Source organism: Aestuariibaculum sp. M13 (assembly GCF_024723255.1).
Lineage (GTDB): Bacteria > Bacteroidota > Bacteroidia > Flavobacteriales > Flavobacteriaceae > Aestuariibaculum > Aestuariibaculum lutulentum.
In genome coordinates this window covers 488,821-507,660 of record NZ_JANIAC010000001.1, presented here as the reverse complement: position 1 = coordinate 507,660, position 18,840 = coordinate 488,821, and the positions used below count along the sequence as shown (strand labels likewise).

Annotated in this window: 21 protein-coding genes and 1 other RNA gene; 8 read left to right on the top strand and 14 right to left on the bottom strand. The window is 31.4% G+C overall.

Annotated features, from left to right (window positions below; all coding sequences use genetic code 11):
- Together NO995_RS02205 and ssrA are read right to left on the bottom strand one after the other, a co-directional pair.
- Complete coding sequence (locus NO995_RS02205; RefSeq protein WP_258226092.1) at positions 1-321, bottom strand: antibiotic biosynthesis monooxygenase; 321 nt, start codon at positions 319-321, stop codon at positions 1-3.
- Between the two features lie 57 nt (positions 322-378).
- Positions 379-774: a transfer-messenger RNA gene (gene ssrA / locus NO995_RS02200) on the bottom strand.
- Between the two features lie 216 nt (positions 775-990).
- Between ssrA and NO995_RS02195 the strand changes: the two genes are divergently transcribed.
- Together NO995_RS02195 and NO995_RS02190 are read left to right on the top strand one after the other, a co-directional pair.
- Positions 991-2,196: an NAD(P)-dependent oxidoreductase gene (locus tag NO995_RS02195; protein ID WP_258226887.1), complete on the top strand. Its 1,206-nt coding sequence runs from the start codon at positions 991-993 to the stop codon at positions 2,194-2,196.
- A gap of 38 nt (positions 2,197-2,234) precedes the next feature.
- Positions 2,235-3,020, top strand: coding sequence for an SDR family oxidoreductase (locus tag NO995_RS02190; protein ID WP_258226091.1), 786 nt, complete (start codon positions 2,235-2,237; stop codon positions 3,018-3,020).
- Here the strand turns inward: NO995_RS02190 and NO995_RS02185 are convergent.
- From NO995_RS02185 to NO995_RS02150, 8 genes are all read right to left on the bottom strand, one after another.
- Entirely contained in the window at positions 3,017-3,685 is a 669-nt protein-coding gene (locus tag NO995_RS02185; RefSeq protein ID WP_258226090.1) for a DUF1361 domain-containing protein, read from the bottom strand. The two genes, NO995_RS02190 and NO995_RS02185, sit on opposite strands and share 4 nt — an antisense overlap.
- Positions 3,686-3,769: 84 nt before the next feature.
- On the bottom strand, positions 3,770-4,213 hold the full coding sequence (locus NO995_RS02180; protein ID WP_258226089.1) for a hypothetical protein: 444 nt from the start codon (positions 4,211-4,213) through the stop codon (positions 3,770-3,772).
- Between the two features lie 109 nt (positions 4,214-4,322).
- Entirely contained in the window at positions 4,323-4,616 is a 294-nt protein-coding gene (locus tag NO995_RS02175; protein ID WP_258226088.1) for a transcriptional regulator, read from the bottom strand.
- 31 nt (positions 4,617-4,647) lie between these two features.
- Positions 4,648-4,938 carry a hypothetical protein gene (locus NO995_RS02170; protein WP_258226087.1) on the bottom strand — a complete coding sequence of 97 codons (291 nt, stop codon included), beginning with the start codon at positions 4,936-4,938 and terminating at the stop codon, positions 4,648-4,650.
- 17 nt (positions 4,939-4,955) lie between these two features.
- Positions 4,956-5,564, bottom strand: a complete 609-nt coding sequence (locus tag NO995_RS02165; RefSeq protein ID WP_258226086.1) for a hypothetical protein — start codon at positions 5,562-5,564, stop codon at positions 4,956-4,958.
- A 181-nt stretch (positions 5,565-5,745) separates the two neighbouring features.
- Entirely contained in the window at positions 5,746-6,609 is an 864-nt protein-coding gene (locus NO995_RS02160) for a hypothetical protein (protein ID WP_258226085.1), read from the bottom strand.
- 15 nt (positions 6,610-6,624) lie between these two features.
- On the bottom strand, positions 6,625-7,443 hold the full coding sequence (gene kdsA, locus NO995_RS02155; RefSeq protein WP_258226084.1) for a 3-deoxy-8-phosphooctulonate synthase: 819 nt from the start codon (positions 7,441-7,443) through the stop codon (positions 6,625-6,627).
- 43 nt (positions 7,444-7,486) lie between these two features.
- Positions 7,487-7,846, bottom strand: a complete 360-nt coding sequence (locus NO995_RS02150; protein ID WP_240571703.1) for a hypothetical protein — start codon at positions 7,844-7,846, stop codon at positions 7,487-7,489.
- 186 nt (positions 7,847-8,032) lie between these two features.
- On the opposite strand from NO995_RS02150, the gene typA reads away from it, so the two are divergent.
- From typA to NO995_RS02120, 6 genes are all read left to right on the top strand, one after another.
- A complete protein-coding gene (gene typA, locus NO995_RS02145) occupies positions 8,033-9,832 on the top strand; it encodes a translational GTPase TypA (RefSeq protein WP_240571702.1) in 1,800 nt (599 codons plus the stop codon).
- Positions 9,833-9,962: 130 nt separating this feature from the next.
- Complete coding sequence (locus NO995_RS02140) at positions 9,963-10,190, top strand: uroporphyrinogen decarboxylase (RefSeq protein WP_258226083.1); 228 nt, start codon at positions 9,963-9,965, stop codon at positions 10,188-10,190.
- Positions 10,191-10,275: 85 nt separating this feature from the next.
- Complete coding sequence (locus tag NO995_RS02135; protein ID WP_258226082.1) at positions 10,276-11,586, top strand: O-antigen translocase; 1,311 nt, start codon at positions 10,276-10,278, stop codon at positions 11,584-11,586.
- Complete coding sequence (locus tag NO995_RS02130; protein WP_258226081.1) at positions 11,587-12,876, top strand: O-antigen translocase; 1,290 nt, start codon at positions 11,587-11,589, stop codon at positions 12,874-12,876. It abuts the gene before it with no gap.
- A 253-nt stretch (positions 12,877-13,129) separates the two neighbouring features.
- Entirely contained in the window at positions 13,130-14,392 is a 1,263-nt protein-coding gene (locus NO995_RS02125) for a phosphoethanolamine transferase (protein ID WP_258226080.1), read from the top strand.
- A 7-nt stretch (positions 14,393-14,399) separates the two neighbouring features.
- Positions 14,400-15,461 (top strand): glycosyltransferase, encoded by a 1,062-nt coding sequence (locus tag NO995_RS02120; protein ID WP_258226079.1) that lies wholly within the window; start codon positions 14,400-14,402, stop codon positions 15,459-15,461.
- Here the strand turns inward: NO995_RS02120 and NO995_RS02115 are convergent.
- From NO995_RS02115 to NO995_RS02100, 4 genes are read right to left on the bottom strand one after another with little or no spacing between them, the layout of a single operon-like run.
- A complete protein-coding gene (locus NO995_RS02115; protein WP_258226078.1) occupies positions 15,425-16,339 on the bottom strand; it encodes a glycosyltransferase family A protein in 915 nt (304 codons plus the stop codon). The two genes, NO995_RS02120 and NO995_RS02115, sit on opposite strands and share 37 nt — an antisense overlap.
- A complete protein-coding gene (locus NO995_RS02110; protein ID WP_258226077.1) occupies positions 16,339-17,229 on the bottom strand; it encodes a glycosyltransferase in 891 nt (296 codons plus the stop codon). Before NO995_RS02110 ends, NO995_RS02115 begins: the two co-directional genes overlap by 1 nt.
- Positions 17,230-17,967, bottom strand: a complete 738-nt coding sequence (locus tag NO995_RS02105; protein ID WP_258226076.1) for a methyltransferase domain-containing protein — start codon at positions 17,965-17,967, stop codon at positions 17,230-17,232. It abuts the gene before it with no gap.
- 3 nt (positions 17,968-17,970) lie between these two features.
- A complete protein-coding gene (locus tag NO995_RS02100) occupies positions 17,971-18,654 on the bottom strand; it encodes a cell division ATP-binding protein FtsE (protein WP_258226075.1) in 684 nt (227 codons plus the stop codon).
- Positions 18,655-18,840 lie beyond the last annotated feature (186 nt).

Genomic DNA, 18,840 nt, shown 5'->3' with positions numbered 1-18,840 from the left:
TTATTTTTCAAATCCGTAATCCCGATCCACTTTAGCAATTCTCGTTTTGTAGGCTTTATACCAATATTGCTGGCCTTTCTTTTGAGCAATTTGATGATCGACGTTGTTTTTCCAGTTTCGAATAGATTCCAAATCTTTCCAATACGATACGGTAATACCTATTTCGTTTCTGGCGCTTTCAATACCTAAAAAACCGTCTTGTTGCTTGGCAAGAGCAACCATTAGTTCTGCCATTTCTTCATAACCTTCGTCATTACTGGTTTTAATAGAGGTAAATATTACAGCGTAATACGGTGGTTTGGGGGTGTAAACAATTGTCATGATATAAATTTAAGAAAAAATAAAGCCTCGAAAAATTTTAATTTTTTCGAGGCTTAAAAGTGGAGTCGGAGAGAATCGAACTCTCGTCCAAACAAGTAACCAAAGGGCTTTCTACACGTTTATTCTTTTCTTAAGTTTTCGACTAAAAGCTGGTTAAAGACAACCTACTTATTAGCTTAGCTTCTTAAGTTTCGAAAGGGCATCGAAGCAGGACCCAATCTATGTCAACATTTACGATGCCTCTAAAAGGAACGCCGTTAACCAAGGCTTTCCGGAGACATTTAGCTTGCGCACCTTGTGCGCCTAGGCAATCTTACTATAATTCAGAATTAAGCAGCTAAAGCGTAGTTATTCTCGCCGTTTAAAGTTTGATTTAGCCTTTAACGTGTTTCAAAATCATTACACGACGTGCTTACCGTTCAATTAATCTCGCTGTCAAAACCAGTCGACCCCAATATTAATTTCATAAGTATGGCGTTACCCTGTCGGGTCAGGCTTTCGGCAGTCGCTCTTTTCAAGGAGCTCCAACAATGCCTTAATCCTTAACGCGAACGCAAAGTTATCAAAAACTTTGTAATTCAATAATAATCCACCTATTTTAGAGCAAGAATTATTCCAAATTCATTTTCAACTAAACTTAAATACCAAATAAACCAGTAGTTTATGCCTATATCATTTGCTATTATTAAAGAACGCAAAAATCCGCCAGACCGTCGTGTTGTTTTTTCTCCAACCGAATTAGCTAAAGCTAGAGATAAATTCCCTGATGCCACCTTTAAAGTCGAAGCTTCCGATATACGCGTGTTTCCAGATTCAGAATATGAAGCTCAAGGATTTGAGGTTATTAATGATGTGTCTGACTGCGATGTTTTTATAGGTGTCAAAGAAGTACCAATTGAAGCATTGGTACCTGACAAAAAGTACTTTTTCTTTTCGCATACCATAAAAAAGCAACCCTATAACCGAAAACTGCTTCAGGCCATTTTAGAAAAAAATATAGAATTGTACGATCACGAAACTATAGTTAATGAGAAAGGCTTTAGATTAATTGGTTTTGGTCGCTATGCAGGAATTGTGGGGACCTACAATGGATTTAGAACCTGGGGATTGAAATATAATTCATGGGAACTGCCTAAAGCTGGGACCTTGACAAATCAGGAAGAACTCATTCAACAATTAAAAACATTAAAACTTCCTAATATAAAAATACTGTTAACGGGTAGTGGAAAAGTAGCAAACGGATCTCAGGAAATGTTGGAAGCTATGGAAATTGAGCAGGTTTCAGTAGAAGACTACTTAAATAAGACGTTTTCTAAACCCGTTTACTGTAAAATTGATGTTCTAGATTATAATAAACGTAAGGACGGACAAGTGATTGATAATTTCGATTTCTTTAATCATCCGGAGGATTATCAGTCAGACTTTATGCGCTTTGCTAAGGTAACTAATTTTTACATAGCTGGTCATTTTTATGGCGATGGAGCACCTTATTTATACACACGAGACGATGTTAAGTCACTCGATTTCAATATAAAAGTAGTGGCAGATATTAGCTGTGATGTCGATGGACCCGTAGCAACCACTTTACGAGCGTCAACCATTGCTGATCCTATTTATGGTTACGATCCACAAACAGAATCTGAAACCGATTATACTAAATCAGATGCTATTGCCGTTATGGCCGTAGATAATTTGCCTTGTGAATTGCCAAAAGATGCGAGCGAAGGCTTCGGAGACATGTTTTTGCAACATGTTATTCCTGCATTTTTTAACGATGACAATGATGGTGTTTTATACCGCGCGAAAATTACAGAAAAAGGCAAATTAACCAAACGTTTTATGTATTTGCAGGATTATGTGGAAGGAAAACATTAGATTTAGCCTTTTAACGCCCCAATTATTTTAAAAAATTTATGACAAAAACAGCATTAATAACCGGAGCCGCTTCAGGTTTGGGTTACGAACTTTCATTACTATTAGCTAACGATGGGTATCAATTAATTTTAATTGATATTGACAAAAATAATCTTGAGAAAGCACAGTATCATATACAAGAAACCTTTAATTGTAAGGTTGATATTCTGGCAAAAGATTTGAGTCAGTCGAATGTAGCCGCTGAGATAATGGAAGATATTAATGGTGATAATGTCGATGTTTTAGTTAATAATGCTGGTTTCGGACTTTTCGGCTCGTTCACAGATACCGACTGGGAACGTGAGCAGGCTATGCTAAATGTGCATATAATGACCACAACTCATTTAACTAAGCTTATACTAGAGGGTATGGTAAAGCGTGGCTTTGGTAGAATATTAAATATGTCTTCGTTGGCAGCGTTTCAGCCTGGACCATTAATGTCAATTTATTACGCTTCAAAAGGCTATATGCTATCCTTTTCTGAAGCTATTGCTAACGAATTAAAAGATACAGGAGTAACTGTAACTGCACTGTGTCCCGGACCTACAAAAACAAAGTTTCAGCAAACCGTTTCAGCAGACAGCTGCGATAATAAAATTAGTTTTAATATGGGCTGTGCTAAAGCTGTAGCTGAATATGGATATAAAGCTATGCTGAACGGTAAGAGTTATGCTATTCCAGGTAAATTCAATAAGTTTCTAGCTGTTTTACCGAGATTTATGTCACGTCGAGCAGCGACTTCCATAGTTAGGAAAATTCAGGAAAAGAATAGGAAGGTAGTTTAGTTTTTAGAATCTGTTTTGTAAAAGATATTTTGCGTCCGGTATATAAATGCCAAGAATATACCAAAAATAAAAGTAAAAATCCAGGCTTCATAATGAAGCATTGGATGAATAACTATATCTAGTATGTCTTGAAATAATTCGAATGGATTTTGAATAATTTCCCAGGAATTGTAACGTAAAAACCGACCTAAATAAATACCGAATGCGGTTAAAGGAAAAACAGATATTATGATGTAGCTAGACATATTATCACTAAAATGTTGAAGGAGTATATGTTTCATCTCTTTTACAGATAGAAGAAATAGTAAAACCCCGTTTCCAGAGAAAGAAGCTAACATTAAAACATCTAACCATAACAAGCTGTGATCTCCGAATCTCAAATGTAGAAAATCAGTAATGATATAAGGCGCATTAGGTAAAAAGGCAAGCCATGTGAAAAAGTATAAACCAAAAGAAACTTTGTGTTGTTTTGGTCTTGTTGATAAGTAGCTTGTTAAAGCAAATGGGATACATGCTAAAAATAAATTCCAGATTAAAAACAGATAGAAAAAAGATTGATTCAGTTTGATTCTAATCATTAACAACACGATACTAAAAAGCACGGATAAACTGATTAAGACTAAAATATTAAATTGATTATAGATATAGGTTTTGAGATTATTCATGGTTAAAAACTTTTATTTTGTTGATGATTAATTGAATTAAAAATAGAATAGTGCCATACTAAAAAGGTAAGGGCAATTTTAAGGCTAAAATGTAACTTGTTCATAAGATGAGATTTTATGTTGGAAATAGGATTTAGAAAAAATAACTTCTCTAAAGTCATGGATATTGACAAGCAGTAATTTTTTATAATCGTAATGATGAAAGGAATTTGCGGTGCGGCCTAATTTGTATGATTTGTAATAATAAGGTAAGTAATCAGGTAAAATGATAATGCCTACAATCATGGCGCCATATAAATAAATACTTCGTTTACCATTTCCAAAACAAAGGCACTGTAAAGCAATTTCATCTTCTACGCGAGTACCATATCCGGTTATGGTATGATAAGCATCATGGCGTTCGACTTTGGCAATTAATTCAAAATTATTTTGATCTAAAAAAAGCCCAAGATGTTTACCGATACTTTCTGCCGGGTAGGTAAGAAGGTCATGTTTGGTTATTCCCCAAGGTTTATGATGTTTAAACATATCAGTGTATACTTTCTGAGATATATTGAACAACCATTCAATAAGTTTTTTTCTTAAATTCATTTTAAAAGTACTTTGTTTTTCAAAGTTAATATGTAAAAAAATAGAGCTATTGTTTGTGTAGTAGTTTTTCAAGAGCATCAATATGCTTTTTAAATTCGATTTCACCCAATTGCGTTGTGCTATATCTTGTATTGGGTTTTTTTCCTATAAATTGTTTCTCTATGGTAATATATTCAGCTTTTTCAAGAGCTTTCGTGTGGCTAGCCAAGTTGCCATCGGTGGCCCCCAGCAACTCCTTCAACGTATTAAAATCGGCATATTCATTCACCATTAAAATAGACATAATGCCTAAGCGAATACGATGATCGAAAACTTTATTTATGTTATTAATAATACTCATAGTGTATTTTTAAAGGCTCATACTTGTGGGGTTAACTTCCGGCGAATGGTGTTCCAAAAATGCCAACGGCCAATTCGGCCCATGTTAACAGAAAGAGCAAAAATAGTATAACTATTAGAACTATCTTAACAGATGGCCTTCGGAATGTTCGTAGAATTAATTCAAGGAAAAGTCCGACGGTTAATAATAACCCCCCCATAACAATAAAATCGAAAAGACTCCAGTTTACCTCATTGCTAAATTGCATGGCAATAAACGGAATTACAAGCAATACAGAAATAACACCTAAAATGATAAGCACTCTCTTGTAATTAGTTAGCATAGTATTCATATTTAATGTTAATTTTTGTCGTATTTAAAATGCATCCACGTTCCGTAAACAATGTGCATGATTCCAAAGCCTAAGACCCAAAACCAAAAGCCGTAACCCGGTAATAGGGCAGCAATTAGTCCTAAAATAATTTCAATTATGCCCAGATATCTGATATCGCCAATGCTGTATTTTGAAGCATTAATTAATGCTAATCCATAAAAAATAAGCATTAATGCTCCAGTTTGACCGTATTTCTGATTTCCTAAAATAATAAGAATGTAAAGACCTCCTGAAACTAGTGGAATTAAAAAATTTATAAGCAGACGTTTTGACGAAGCATCCCAGATTTTAGAACCGTTTTTCTTTGCTTTTCGAGTGGTTAATATAACAGCCGTGATAATACTGAATAGGGCAACCAAAAATAAATCCAGAAGTACCAATGTAAAAATAGTACCATCTAAAATTAAATACTCATGTTTTGAGTTGCTCACCAACCAATACGCATAAGCTGCGCCAATAAGGGCATAAATTCCGGCCATAACACCAGACAAACCACTAAGTGAAATAAATCGAGAGGATTTATTCATTAAATTTTTAATTTCACTAATGTCTTTTAAATAGACTTTCGGTTCCATATTAAAGTACTTTGAATTACAAAGTAAATGAATTAATTTTAATATTTCCAAAAAAAATATAATTAAGATTAAACGATTTTTTTGTGGCGTTTTCTTCGTTTAACAATTGTTAATATGAATAATAATAAAAAAAAAGTCCCCAAATTGGAGACTTTATAAGGTGTATATGTTATCCAGGAAATTAAATTCTAAACATTCCCCCAATAGAGATGACATTTTGAATAAACATAAAGTGTTGCGAAGCACTTTCGGCAGTATTGCTTGTCGTTCTAATATCTGGCATATTAATATAACCACCTCTTAAATCGGTTTGAATAAAGAAATGCTTAAAGAATAATAAATTCAATCCGGCAGTTGCCGAAATACCATAACCCGATAAATGAAACTCATCATAACGATCTTTCTGTAATAAAGTCGTATTGGTTTTCGGGACTAATGCTCCTGCAGCTAATCCTTCAGTAAAATTAATCTGAAATTTATCGGTATTGTTAATGCCAAAAATAGAGGAAATATCATCAAATCGAGCAATTTCGGCATATACATAATTTAAACCGTTTGTGTGCTCGAATTTCAAAAAGTCTTCAGAAACTAAAAAAGCATCGTTGTTATAGTTGCCGTTATATATCGATCCTGGTTCGCTTTCCGGTAAATCGATATACCCATCTAATCGCCTGGATTCATTTCTATCCATAACATATTTCATATGGTCAATACCCAACGAAACGGTGTATTTATCAGAGATGAAATAACCCACTTTTACATTGGTTTGCGGAATAGTAATGCGCGTAGGGTTGATATAATCGATATGCCAGCCTTTAGGTTTGTCGTGCGCTGTGGCATTATTAATGGTGAAGTTGTAGTCTTCGCCTTTAAAGGTGATATCTGATTTTGAATAACGTTCACGGTTACCTCCCCAGCTAATAAAGAATTTTCCTTTGTTGTTTGTAGTGTATTTTATTGGCGTGCTTTCTTGAGCATTAATTTTGAAACCAGACAATAAAAATATTGCACCTAAGAGAATAGGTTTTATGATGTTTTTCGTCATTTTTATGACTTTAAATTATAGGTTGTTAATGGTTTTTCTAATGGCAACTAAATTGCTCAATAGTTTTTCAAGGTTATCTAAATGAAGCATGTTGGCTCCGTCACTTTTAGCATTGGCCGGGTCGAAATGGGTTTCTATAAATAAACCATCAACATTGTTAACCACACCAGCTCTGGCAATGGTTTCAATCATATCAGGTCTGCCGCCTGTAACACCGTGACTTTGGTTAGGTTGTTGTAACGAGTGAGTCACGTCTAAAACCGTAGGTGCGTATTCACGCATGGTTGGAATACCACGGAAATCGACAATCATATCCTGGTAACCAAACATAGTACCTCTGTCGGTAATCCAGGCTTTGTCGTTTCCTGAATCTTTTACTTTTTGTACGGCATGTTTCATCGCTTCCGGACTCATGAATTGTCCTTTTTTCAAGTTAACCACTTTCCCTGTTTTAGCAGCTGCAACAACTAAATCGGTTTGGCGAACTAGAAACGCCGGAATTTGTAGTACATCAACATACTGTGCCGCAAATGCAGCATCAGATATTTCGTGAATATCGGTAACGGTTGGAACATCAAAGGTTTCAGAAACTTTTTGAAGAATTTTTAAAGCCTTTTCATCACCAATACCAGTAAAACTGTCAACACGGCTTCGGTTGGCTTTTTTAAAACTTCCTTTAAATACATAAGGAATCTCTAATTTGTCTGTAATCGATACAACTTTTTCAGCAATACGTAACGCCATATCTTCTCCTTCAATGGCACATGGACCACAAAGCAGGAAAAAGTTGTTAGCATCTACGTGTTTTATTTTTGGGATCTCTTGAAGATTCATCTGCTTAATATTTCATAAAATTAAGCGACAAAGATAGTTATTTTTAGAACGCTCTATTTAAACTATTTCTAATAATCCATAAGGCCATTAATAGGTTACAAACTATAAAACCAATACCATTAAATATAAAAGTTTGCGAATGTTGAAAATAACTAATTATACCAGATATGTCTAATAAGTAGCCGACAATTAAATACGATGACAGACACACAAAGGTAATACCTAATGTAAAATTTAAGCTTTTGTTAGGTTTTATAAGTTGCCATAAAAATGGAATGCCTAAAAGTAAAATAGGATAAGCTGTTATACCTTGAGTTCTGTTAATTAATGTGAACCAATAGGCAGTAGCAGCTAAAAAGTATAGATAGGGTACAAACTTTGAATATTTGTTTAACGTTTTCATTTTTGTGAGAGATGTTAATTATAAACTGTATAAGATTATACGTGTGGTTTTTGATTTTGGATCTCTAATATACAGTTAGTTAACGTTAAAAGGGCGTTAAAATTATAACTGATTTTAATTGTAACATTTTATTAACTAAATCAAAAAAATAGACGTACCTTTGCAGCCTTAAATTCAGGCACTACTATGGCTAATATTAAAAACATTGCAATTATTGCACACGTTGACCACGGAAAAACGACTTTGGTTGATAAAATTATGTATCACTGTCAGTTATTCAGAGAAAATGAGAATACAGGTGATTTAATTCTAGATAATAACGATTTAGAGCGTGAAAGAGGTATTACTATTACATCTAAAAACGTATCTGTAATTTATAAAGACACAAAAATCAATATTATTGATACTCCTGGTCACGCCGATTTTGGTGGAGAAGTAGAACGTGTACTTAATATGGCTGATGGTGTATTGCTGTTAGTTGATGCTTTTGAAGGGCCAATGCCTCAAACCCGTTTCGTATTGCAAAAAGCAATCGATTTAGGATTGAAGCCATGTGTGGTTGTAAATAAAGTAGATAAAGAAAACTGTACGCCTGATGAGGTTCATGAGAAAGTATTCGATTTAATGTTCGAATTAGGAGCAGAAGAATGGCAGTTAGATTTCCCAACCGTTTACGGTTCTGCGAAGAATAACTGGATGAGCGAAGACTGGACTAAGCAAACGACCAATATTGAGCCATTATTAGATATGGTTATCGAGCATATCCCAGCACCAAAAATCGAGGAAGGATCTACTCAAATGTTAATCACTTCTTTAGATTATTCGTCATTTACAGGTCGTATTGCTATTGGACGTTTAACACGTGGGGAGCTTAAAGTAGGGCAAAACATTTCGTTAGTAAAACGTGACGGAGCTGTTGTAAAAAATAAAATTAAAGAACTTCACATTTTTGAAGGTGTAGGCCGTAAGAAAGTAGATGAAGTACAAGCTGGAGATATATGTGCTGTTGTGGGGCTTGAAGGTTTTGAAATTGGTGATACTATTGCCGATTTTGAAAATCCGGAAGGATTAAAAACCATCGCTATTGATGAGCCTACAATGAGTATGTTATTTACTATTAACGATTCACCTTTCTTTGGTAAAGATGGTAAATTTGTAACATCTCGTCACATTAAAGACCGTTTAACTAAAGAGCTTGAGAAAAACTTAGCATTAAGAGTAAACGAAACCGACAGTGCCGATAAATTTATGGTATTTGGTCGTGGGGTACTTCACTTATCGGTTTTAATCGAAACTATGCGTCGTGAAGGTTACGAACTTCAAATTGGTCAGCCACAGGTAATCATTAAAGAAATTGATGGTGTAAAATGTGAGCCGGTTGAGGAAATGACTATCGATTTACCAGAAAACGTTTCAGGAAAGGCTGTAGAAATGGTAACCTTACGTAAAGGGGAAATGTTAAGTATGGAAGCCAAAGGTGATCGTATGGTTTGTGAATTCATTATCCCATCTCGTGGTATTATCGGATTAAGAAACCAGTTATTAACAGCAACTGCAGGTGAGGCTATTATGGCACACCGTTTTAAAGAATATCAACCGTTAAAAGGAGGTATTCCTGAGCGTCAAAATGGATCTTTAGTATCTATGGAAAAAGGTACAGCTATTCCTTATTCGATTGATAAATTACAAGAGAGAGGTAAGTTTTTTATCGATCCGGGAGAAGATATTTATGAAGGTCAGGTAATTGGAGAGAACTCTCGTGGAGATGATATGACGGTTAATGTTACAAAGACTAAGAAATTGAGTAACGTACGTTCGTCAGGAGCAGACGATAAGGCTAAAATTGTACCTGCAATCAAATTCAGTTTAGAGGAAGCTTTAGAATACATTCAGAAAGATGAGTATGTAGAAGTTACACCAAACTTTTTACGTATTCGTAAAATCTTTTTAACTGAAGTTGAGCGTAAGCGAAACAAAACAGTTTAAGCTTAAATAAGAAATATAAAAGGGGATTACTAAATTGGTAATCCTCTTTTTTTTATGTTCTCAGGGGTTATTAAATATTGAAATAAAAATCCTTAAATTGCAATAAGGCACTAAAAAATATAAATTAATTATGGATTTTCTTGGAATTTCATTTACAGAATGGGTTGGATACGCAGCGATGGCCATGCTATTGCTTTCGTTTACAATGAAAGCTGTTACAAAATTAAGGATAGTAAATTCAATAGGCTGTTTACTTTTCGTTATTTATGGTTTTATGTTAGATCCTATAGCAAAGCCCATTATTATTACTAATGGGGCTATTCTTTGCGTAAATTTATATTACCTTTTAAAAAAGTAAATCGTTTGTTTGTTGTTAACCGATAGTGTTTGTACATTTAAACTAAATTGCTACATTAACAAACCAGTTAACTTATTTCGATTAATTGAAAAAATTAATAGATTACATAAACGATAACGTTTTAATTAAAGTTACTTCGTTACAAACGACTTCTGTTGTTACCCGATTAATAGCTGGGATATTAACATCTAAAGCTATTGCGGTGTTTATTGGTCCAGTGGGATTGGCCTTAATTGGAAATCTTCAGAATTTTGTAAGTGCATTTCAAACGGTGTCTGTTGCAGGTTTGTATAACGGCACTGTTAAATATATTTCAGAATTAAAAGAAAGTGTTACCGAATTAAGTAAGGTGGTTTCCACTGTATTTTATGTGGGTTTTATTTCTACGGTGTTGGTTTCCTTCTTTTGTTATTTCAACGCCGATTTAATAAACAATCTCATATTTCCTTCCTATAATAATTACGCATTTGTTATAAAAGTATTTGCTTTTGTTTTGCCGTTTTATACGTTGAATATGTTTTCATTTTCTATAATGAATGGGTTTTCGAAGTATAAAATTCTTATTGTTATAAATATTATAGGGCAGATATTAAGCATGTCCGTTGCATTGTTGTTAATTTATCAAAATGCGATAAAAGGGGCTTTAATATCAGTAGCGATTGCTGAATCTTTGATATTCTTGATAACCTTAGTTGGAATTATAAACAGAAGAAGCTTAATACCTCTTATAAAGGTAAAAAGTGTGAGTTTTAGGTTTTTAAAGCAAATGAGTTCATACTCGTTAATGGCATTGTTTTCAGCTGTTCTTCTGCCTTTAGTTGCCATTGCTATACGAATGTATATCATGGAACATGTCGGATACAAAGACGCTGGGTTTTGGGAAGCCATGACAAGAATATCGAAGTACTATTTAATGATGGTTACATCTCTAATGGCACTTTATATTTTGCCTCGTTTTTCAGAAATTGAAGATGTGAAGGAATTTAGAAAAGAAGTTTTTGGTTTTTATAAGCTTATAATTCCTGTTTTGGTTGTCGGATTTATAGCTATTTATTTCCTAAAGGGTATTATTGTAAATGTAATTTTAACAGAAGAATTCCGCCCGGTAGAAGACTTGTTTTTATGGCAGTTGTTAGGTGATTTCTTAAAAGTGTTATCAACTGTTATTGCCTATCAGTTTCTTGCAAAGAAAATGTTCTGGCATTATATTTTAACGGAAGCTTTTTTAATTATAGCGCTGTATACAACCAGTATATTTTTTATCGATTTGTTCGATAGTGTTGAAGGAGCTGTTGTAGCACATTTTGTTACTTACACAATGTATTATGGTATCATTTTACTCATATTTGGAAGTTCGTTGTTTGGGGTTGATGGTGGAAATGAAAAACAAATTTAATTGTTCAAGCAAATTAAAAATAATCAGTTTTATAAAACAATTACATATAATGGATTAATTGTTTTTATTAAGGTTTTCTCTTCATTTGTCGTTTCAAAGGTTAGTGCAATGTATTTAGGACCTTCGGGATATGCATTGGTAGGTAATTTAAAAAATATAATTCAAGGTCTTTTAGGTTTTACAATTACAGGGTTTGAAAGTGGAACGATAAAATATATATCAGAAAACTCGTCAAATAGGAATCGGCTAAATGAAGTAATTATTAATATTATTGTTTTTAGTTTTATAATTAGTTTAATTTTTTCTTTAATTACATTTTTCTTTTCTGAAGATTTGGCTATATACTCATTAAAGGAAAATCAATATGCTGTCTTTTTTAAACTTTTAGCTGTTTTATTGCCAATAATTTCTTTTAGTTGGTTAATTCAGTATATAATAAATGGATTACAAAATATAAGGCTTTATAGCATTTTATTGATAATATTTAACGTATTGAATGCATTAATAACTTTTATATTAATTTATACTTTTGGATTAGAAGGAGCAATTTTAGCTAGTTTTTCTGTACCTGCTATAAATTTTTTAATGTCTTTATTTTTTAAAGAGATTAGGTTGTTTTTTATTTCAGCTTTTAAAAATTTAAAAAAGGTTTCGTTAAAGTTTTTTAGATCCATTTCAGTTTATCTTTTAATGGCAATATATTCATCTTTGTTGATAAGTGTATGTTATTTGCTCATTAGAAATAGAATAATTTTTTCAATAGATACAAGGAATGCAGGCCTATGGGAGGCTATGAATAAAATATCAAGTTTTTATATGATGTTTTTTTCTTCAATATTTACTTTGTATTTACTTCCTAGGCTTTCTAAAAATATTTCTGTAGAAGGATATTATAAAATAATGAAAGAGTATTTTATGATGTTAATTCCTGTTTTGATTGTTTTTTTTATAGTAATATTTTTATTAAGGTTCTTTATAATCAAGTTGTTTTTAACTAACGATTTTGTTGAGATTAGTCAGTATTTTTATTTGCAATTATTTGGTGATATTTTTAAAATTTTAGGTTTTTCTTTAGCATATCAATTTCATGCAAAAAAAATGGTGAAAGCCTATCTAATATCAGATATGATATTATATGGTTTTTTTTGTTGTGTCAGTTTCTTTTTAATCGACAGGTATGGTTTACAAGGAGCCTTTTATTCTTATATATTAAGTACAGGTTTATACTTTATAACAGTAGCCCTTTTATTAGTTAATGTTAAAAATAAATATTTAGTAAATGAGAAATAAACTTAGGTTTAATATGATTTTGTTGTTGCCATTTGTTTTGAAATACTTTTTTGTGTTGGTTTTTGGTAACTATCAAGGATTGAGTTTTATTGATTTATTTGAAGATTGCATTTTTGTTTTAGTGGTGTTTTTACTTTTCAATTTATCAAATAATAAGTATTATCATTTAACTGTTATTCTTGCAAATGTAATTTACTTTTTATTAGAAGGAGCATCTTATTTAACGGTTTCGTCAAACTTTTCATCATCTTATATGTATGTGCTTATTGAGTCTTCAAAAGGTGAGTTAAAAGAATTTTTAAGTTCATATAATAGTTTATTTGTAATATTTTTTGTTGGTTCAATAATAACTCCATTTTTTCTTTTTAAGAAACGCTTTTTTGTCCAGAATAGACTTAAAAGTTTTTATTCAGTTGTTATAATTATAATATTAGTTTTAGGTTTAAAACTAACAGGTTATATAGAAAATAACGTATACCATAACGTCGTAAGAGGGGTTTATGGGTATCACCAACTTCAGAATAATTTTAAATTGAATAATTCGGTAAAGAAGGGTGATATTAAATTATTAAAAAATAATGATGTTTTGGTTATTGTTTTGGGTGAATCTACAACAAGGCAACATATGCAGTTGTATGGTTATAAAAGAGAAACGACCCCATTTTTAAATGCTTTTAAGGATAGTTTACTTGTTTACAGCGACGTCATTTCTTCTGATGTAATAACAACAAAATCCTTACCTAAAATGTTAACTTCTTTGGATTGCAATCTTAAAGAAGATAATTTGCAAAGTAGCATTATAAATATTTTTAAAGTATTAGGGATTAAAACCTATTGGTTGTCTAACCAAAGACCCATAGGTTATTTCGATAATCGTATTAGTAAGATTGCTTCAAATACACAATATTTTAAATTTTTCAATCATGTTGATGAAGTTAACACCTTAAGTTATGATGAAGTGATTATACCTGAGTATGAACGTATATTGCATGAAAAAGGAAAGAAGGTTATTTTTTTACATTTAATTGGAACTCATTTTGATTATCAAAATAGATATACCAAAAAATATGAGAAATTTGGAAAATTGAAACAATCGGAAAAACAAGAAATAATAAATCATTACGATAACGCTGTTTTGTACAATGATTTTGTGGTTAAATCAATAATGGAAAGTTTAAAAAATATCAAAGGGAAACGAGCTTTGATTTATGTTTCGGATCATGGAGAAAATGTATACGACGAAGGAGATTTTTTTGGTCGTACTGAAACCAATTTAAAAAAAGTAATGTTTGATATACCTTTTTTGGTCTGGACGTCAAAAGATTTTGAACTACCAGATGATTTTGAGTATGTGCCTAATAGAAAGTTTATGGCAGATCACTTATATGAAAGTTTAGGGCATTTATTGGGAGTGAAACATAAAGACATGGATTTTAGCAAGAGTATATTTAGCAATACATTTAAAGAACGAAAACGAATTGTAGTTAATGGAATTGATTATGACGATGTTTTTTGAAAAAAAAATGAATAAGGAACTTTGTATTTTAGCAGATAGTTTAAGTAATGGTGGGGCAGAACGAGTAGCTTCAAATATGTCTGTATCTTTAGTTAATAAGGGATATAATATTACTGTAGTTTCTATGCAAAATAATATATCATATGCCTATGAAGGTAAACTATATAATTTTGGAAAAGTAAAAGAGACAAATAACAAACTAAAAGCTTTTTTTAAGTTTAGGGCTTTTTTTAAAAATAAAAATTTTGATGTCATTATAGATCATAGAGTTAGAAATAATTTTTTTAAGGAGTTACTTTTTTCAAAGTTGATTTTTAATAAGTCTAAAGTCATATATTGTATTCATAGTTATTTGCTTTCGTATTCATTTTCTTACATGTGTTTCCCTCGCTTGGCTAGATTACCACATGTAAAAAATAGGATTTTTGTTTCTGTATGCAATGAGGTTAATAGGCATCTTGAGCAAAAATTGGGTATAAAGAGTAAAACAATTTATAATTATTTAAAACTAGGAAGAGATATTGATTTTGAAAAGGAAAATTATATAATCGGTGTTGGAAGATTAACTAAAATAAAGCAATTTGATAAATTAATATTGGCTTATAATGAATCAGAATTACCAAAAAAAAGTATCGGACTAAGAATCTTAGGCAACGGTGAAGAAAAGGAAAATTTAGAAAAATTGATTAATAATCTGGAATTAAACAAAAAAGTAAAGCTTATTTCGTTTAAAAACGACCCTAAGACATTGGTTTCTAGGTCGATGTGTTTAGTTCTGGTTAGTGAATTTGAAGGTTTTCCAATGGTATTATTAGAGGCTTTAAATTTAGGAACACCAGTTATAGCTTTTAATTGTAAAAGTGGCCCTAGTGAAATTATTCAACATGAAATAAATGGGCTTTTAGTAGAAAATAGGAATAAAGAAGAGTTAATAAAAGCTATGAATAAATTAGTATTAGATGAAGAATTTTATAATCAAATTAAGTTAAATACAAGTTGTGGATTAGAAAAGTTTTCAGAAGAACAGGTGATTCAGCAATGGGTGAACATTTTAGAAAACCACAAGTAAGCTAGTTTGATATGATAAAATAGAGGTGTTGGTAAATGAAATTTTATTTTTTGAGCTAATGTAAGATTTTTACTAAATATCTTTTTCTTATAAAATAATACTTTTTCTTCATTTCTTTCCATTTTATAAAGCACAACAATTCTGAAATAGACAAAATCTAAAAATTTTTTTAAATCAGGATGATTATATTTTTTTAAATAGGTTTCGTAATTGGGGATTTTACGATTGAAATTTTTGTTTGGTGCCGTTAGTTGGTTTTTTATGCACGTTCTGTAATATGATTTAATCTCGTCGTAATAAACTAGATCGAAAGTATTAAAACAACGTATATAAAAGTCATCTTCTTCTCCATAATTAATTTTCTCATCAAAATATCCTACTTTTTTAAATACAGTTTTATTTATAACCAAAGAACTTGGTCCCATGATATTGCGACCCAGTTTAAAATAGTTTGTAATTATTTTTTGTTGTCTTGTTAAGAATGTCTTTTTAGTTAAAGACGCATTTGTATTTGGAAATAATAATTTAACATTGGTAGCGAAAACTTTATAATTTTGGTAGTTAGAAATTAAATTGTGAATGGTTTCTAAATAATCTTCAGTCCATAAATCATCAGCATCTAATAAAGCAATATATTTTCCCTTGGCTAATTCAATGCCTAAGTTTCTGCTTGCACAAAGCCCCTTGTTTTCTTGAGTTATTACCCTTATTCTTTTATCTCTAATTTCTTTAGCTCTACTTAAACTAAAATCTGTAGAACCATCATTAATAATGATAACTTCAAAATCATTAAAAGATTGATTAATAGCACTATTTAAAGTGTCTTTGATGTAATTTTCCTTGTTAAATAAAGGTATGACAATTGAGAAAAAAGGCATTATTTTTTAAGATTAATATACGAAAAGAAGCTTATTCTAAAAAGATCAAAAACAAAAAGATATGGCCGGTTTGATTTCAAATTATATTTAAATAAACTGTGAAGGAGTAAATAACATCCGGCAAATGGGTAATTGAGTTTATAGGTTTTTAAAGTTTTAAAGAGTTTTAAAAAAGTAACAAAATCTGGATTAATAATTTTATTTTGATAAATTACATTTAAATTTTTCAGCGCTTGTTGGGTTTTTAAAAAGTAGACAGAATTCAAATCGACATCGTTGTGTAATACAGGATTATCAATATGAAGTATTGAGGCATTTAGTACTTTTAACTTGTACGCGAAAATAGTGTCTTCATGACCATATTCTTTTATGCTTTTTTCGAACCTGATTTTATTAAAAATCTCTTTTTTTATTAAAGTGTTATTAAAAAGTGTAGATTTATAAATGTTTTTATTTCTTAGGGTAGAGGTTGTGTCTTCCCTGTATATCCCATATTTCCATCGCAGTTTTCTTGATGAGGATACTGTTTTTGGATGAATTCTTCCACCGTACACAACATCTGTATCTTTTTTTATAGCTTCAATATAATTTGAAATATAATTGATATTTGGAATTATGGAGTCTCCATCTATGAATAAAAGCAAATTGTATTTTGAAGCATCGGCAAGTATATTTCGATTATTACTTAAGCCAACATTTTTAGAAAGAGTTTTAAATCTTGAATTATGTAGTTGGTTGATTTTGTCATTGTCTTTATCCAGTTCAGATTGAGAGCCATCATCAATACATATTATTTCGAACTCTATTTTGCGCTCAAGAGCTTGTTTTTCCAATTGACAAGCAAGGGGATATACATTGTAATTATATGTAGGGATTAAAATAGATAGCATTTACTTTGTTACGATTAGAGTTGTTTCAGGAGAAAGAAAGCCGTAAATAACGTCATCATCAGTTTTTAAGAAATTAACAACTTTAACTTTAAAACCTGTTTGTTCCAATCTTAATTTAAGCCCCTTAATTGAATAAACTCTTACATGATCATGTTGTCCGAAGTGAATATTTCTTTCTTCAGGAGTAACAACGGATTCGTCTTCATATATATCGCCCTCTTTAAATGGGGTTTGAATATAAATTGTTCCTTTTGAATTTAAAACTCTGTAGAGCTCTTTCATGGCTTTTAGATCATCAACGATATGTTCTAAAATGTGATAACATATAACGGTGTCAAATTTAGAGTTTTCTTGGTTGATATCTGTAATATCAAATTTATATTCAGCTAAAAATTCATCTTCATAATCTGTGCTGAAATATGAAAGGGATTCAATTTTTTTAAGGTTTCTATACAGGCTTCTTGATGGTGAAAAATGAAGAATATTACCTGTTATGTGGTGGTTGTCATTTAATAGTTTCCATAAGCGTCGGTTTCGTGACAAACTACCGCAAGACGGACATAGCAAATCTCCATTCTTTAGTCTAATAAATTTACGTAGTTTATAATTGCAAATATTACATGTATGGTTATTGCCTAAATATAATAAACTATAAACCGATCTAAAAAACAATTCATTTTCAAAAAGTAATTTTTTTGGAATTAAAGCTGCAATGCTGTTTTTAATGAAGTCATACATAAACTACCCCTTCCTTTGCACCACTTCATACACCTGATTCTCGTCACATTTTAAGGTCTTGCTTGGGTATTTCAATAACAACGCATAATCGTGGGTAGCCATTAAAATAGTGTTGCCATTTTTATTAATATCCTGAAGCACTTCCATCACCTCAATACTGGTTTGCGGGTCCAAATTCCCAGTAGGCTCATCGGCTAGGATAAGCTCAGGGTTGTTCAATAAGGCTCTGGCAATGGCAATACGTTGTTGTTCTCCGCCAGAAAGTTCATGAGGAAATTTAAAACCTTTAGTACTCATGCCTACTTTCGTTAAAACCTCTTCAATTCTGGTAGTCATCGCTTCTTTGTCTTTCCAGCCGGTAGCTTTCAAAACAAATAATAAATTTTCATTTATCGTGCGATCGGTAAGGAGTTTAAAATCCTGAAAAACGACACCAAGTTTTCTACGTAAATAAGGGATGTCTTTCTCTTTTAAACCATTCAGGTTAAAATCTACAATATGTCCTTCTCCTTTGGTAAGTGGTAAATCTCCATATAGTGTTTTCATAAAACTACTTTTACCAGTTCCTGTTTTTCCAATTAAGTAAACAAAATCTCCTTTATTTATTTCAACGTTTATGTTAGATAGTACTAAACTTTCTCCCTGAAATATAGAGGCATCTTTTAATTGTAAAATAGGATTTGACATAGGTTTTGAATGAAAAGTTTTTATGTGTTGTAAATGTATTATTTATAAGTTGAAACTTAAAAATTAATGTTTAAAAAGTTTTTTGGCTATAAGTTAAAACGCTGATTATCTCTCGTTATTTTTCAATTTTTAATAAGTCGGTTTATAATTATAGCACGATTATTGCGTTATACCTTTTATATAAAT

Coding starts and splice junctions, on each gene's coding strand:
- NO995_RS02205 (WP_258226092.1), bottom strand. CDS start 321: ATGACAATTGTTTACACCCCCAAACCACCGTATTACGCTGTAATATTT.
- NO995_RS02190 (WP_258226091.1), top strand. CDS start 2,235: ATGACAAAAACAGCATTAATAACCGGAGCCGCTTCAGGTTTGGGTTAC.
- NO995_RS02185 (WP_258226090.1), bottom strand. CDS start 3,685: ATGAATAATCTCAAAACCTATATCTATAATCAATTTAATATTTTAGTC.
- NO995_RS02180 (WP_258226089.1), bottom strand. CDS start 4,213: ATGTTTAAACATCATAAACCTTGGGGAATAACCAAACATGACCTTCTT.
- NO995_RS02175 (WP_258226088.1), bottom strand. CDS start 4,616: ATGAGTATTATTAATAACATAAATAAAGTTTTCGATCATCGTATTCGC.
- NO995_RS02170 (WP_258226087.1), bottom strand. CDS start 4,938: ATGCTAACTAATTACAAGAGAGTGCTTATCATTTTAGGTGTTATTTCT.
- NO995_RS02165 (WP_258226086.1), bottom strand. CDS start 5,564: ATGGAACCGAAAGTCTATTTAAAAGACATTAGTGAAATTAAAAATTTA.
- NO995_RS02160 (WP_258226085.1), bottom strand. CDS start 6,609: ATGACGAAAAACATCATAAAACCTATTCTCTTAGGTGCAATATTTTTA.
- kdsA (WP_258226084.1), bottom strand. CDS start 7,443: ATGAATCTTCAAGAGATCCCAAAAATAAAACACGTAGATGCTAACAAC.
- NO995_RS02150 (WP_240571703.1), bottom strand. CDS start 7,846: ATGAAAACGTTAAACAAATATTCAAAGTTTGTACCCTATCTATACTTT.
- typA (WP_240571702.1), top strand. CDS start 8,033: ATGGCTAATATTAAAAACATTGCAATTATTGCACACGTTGACCACGGA.
- NO995_RS02140 (WP_258226083.1), top strand. CDS start 9,963: ATGGATTTTCTTGGAATTTCATTTACAGAATGGGTTGGATACGCAGCG.
- NO995_RS02125 (WP_258226080.1), top strand. CDS start 13,130: ATGTATGTGCTTATTGAGTCTTCAAAAGGTGAGTTAAAAGAATTTTTA.
- NO995_RS02120 (WP_258226079.1), top strand. CDS start 14,400: ATGAATAAGGAACTTTGTATTTTAGCAGATAGTTTAAGTAATGGTGGG.
- NO995_RS02115 (WP_258226078.1), bottom strand. CDS start 16,339: ATGCCTTTTTTCTCAATTGTCATACCTTTATTTAACAAGGAAAATTAC.
- NO995_RS02110 (WP_258226077.1), bottom strand. CDS start 17,229: ATGCTATCTATTTTAATCCCTACATATAATTACAATGTATATCCCCTT.
- NO995_RS02105 (WP_258226076.1), bottom strand. CDS start 17,967: ATGTATGACTTCATTAAAAACAGCATTGCAGCTTTAATTCCAAAAAAA.
- NO995_RS02100 (WP_258226075.1), bottom strand. CDS start 18,654: ATGTCAAATCCTATTTTACAATTAAAAGATGCCTCTATATTTCAGGGA.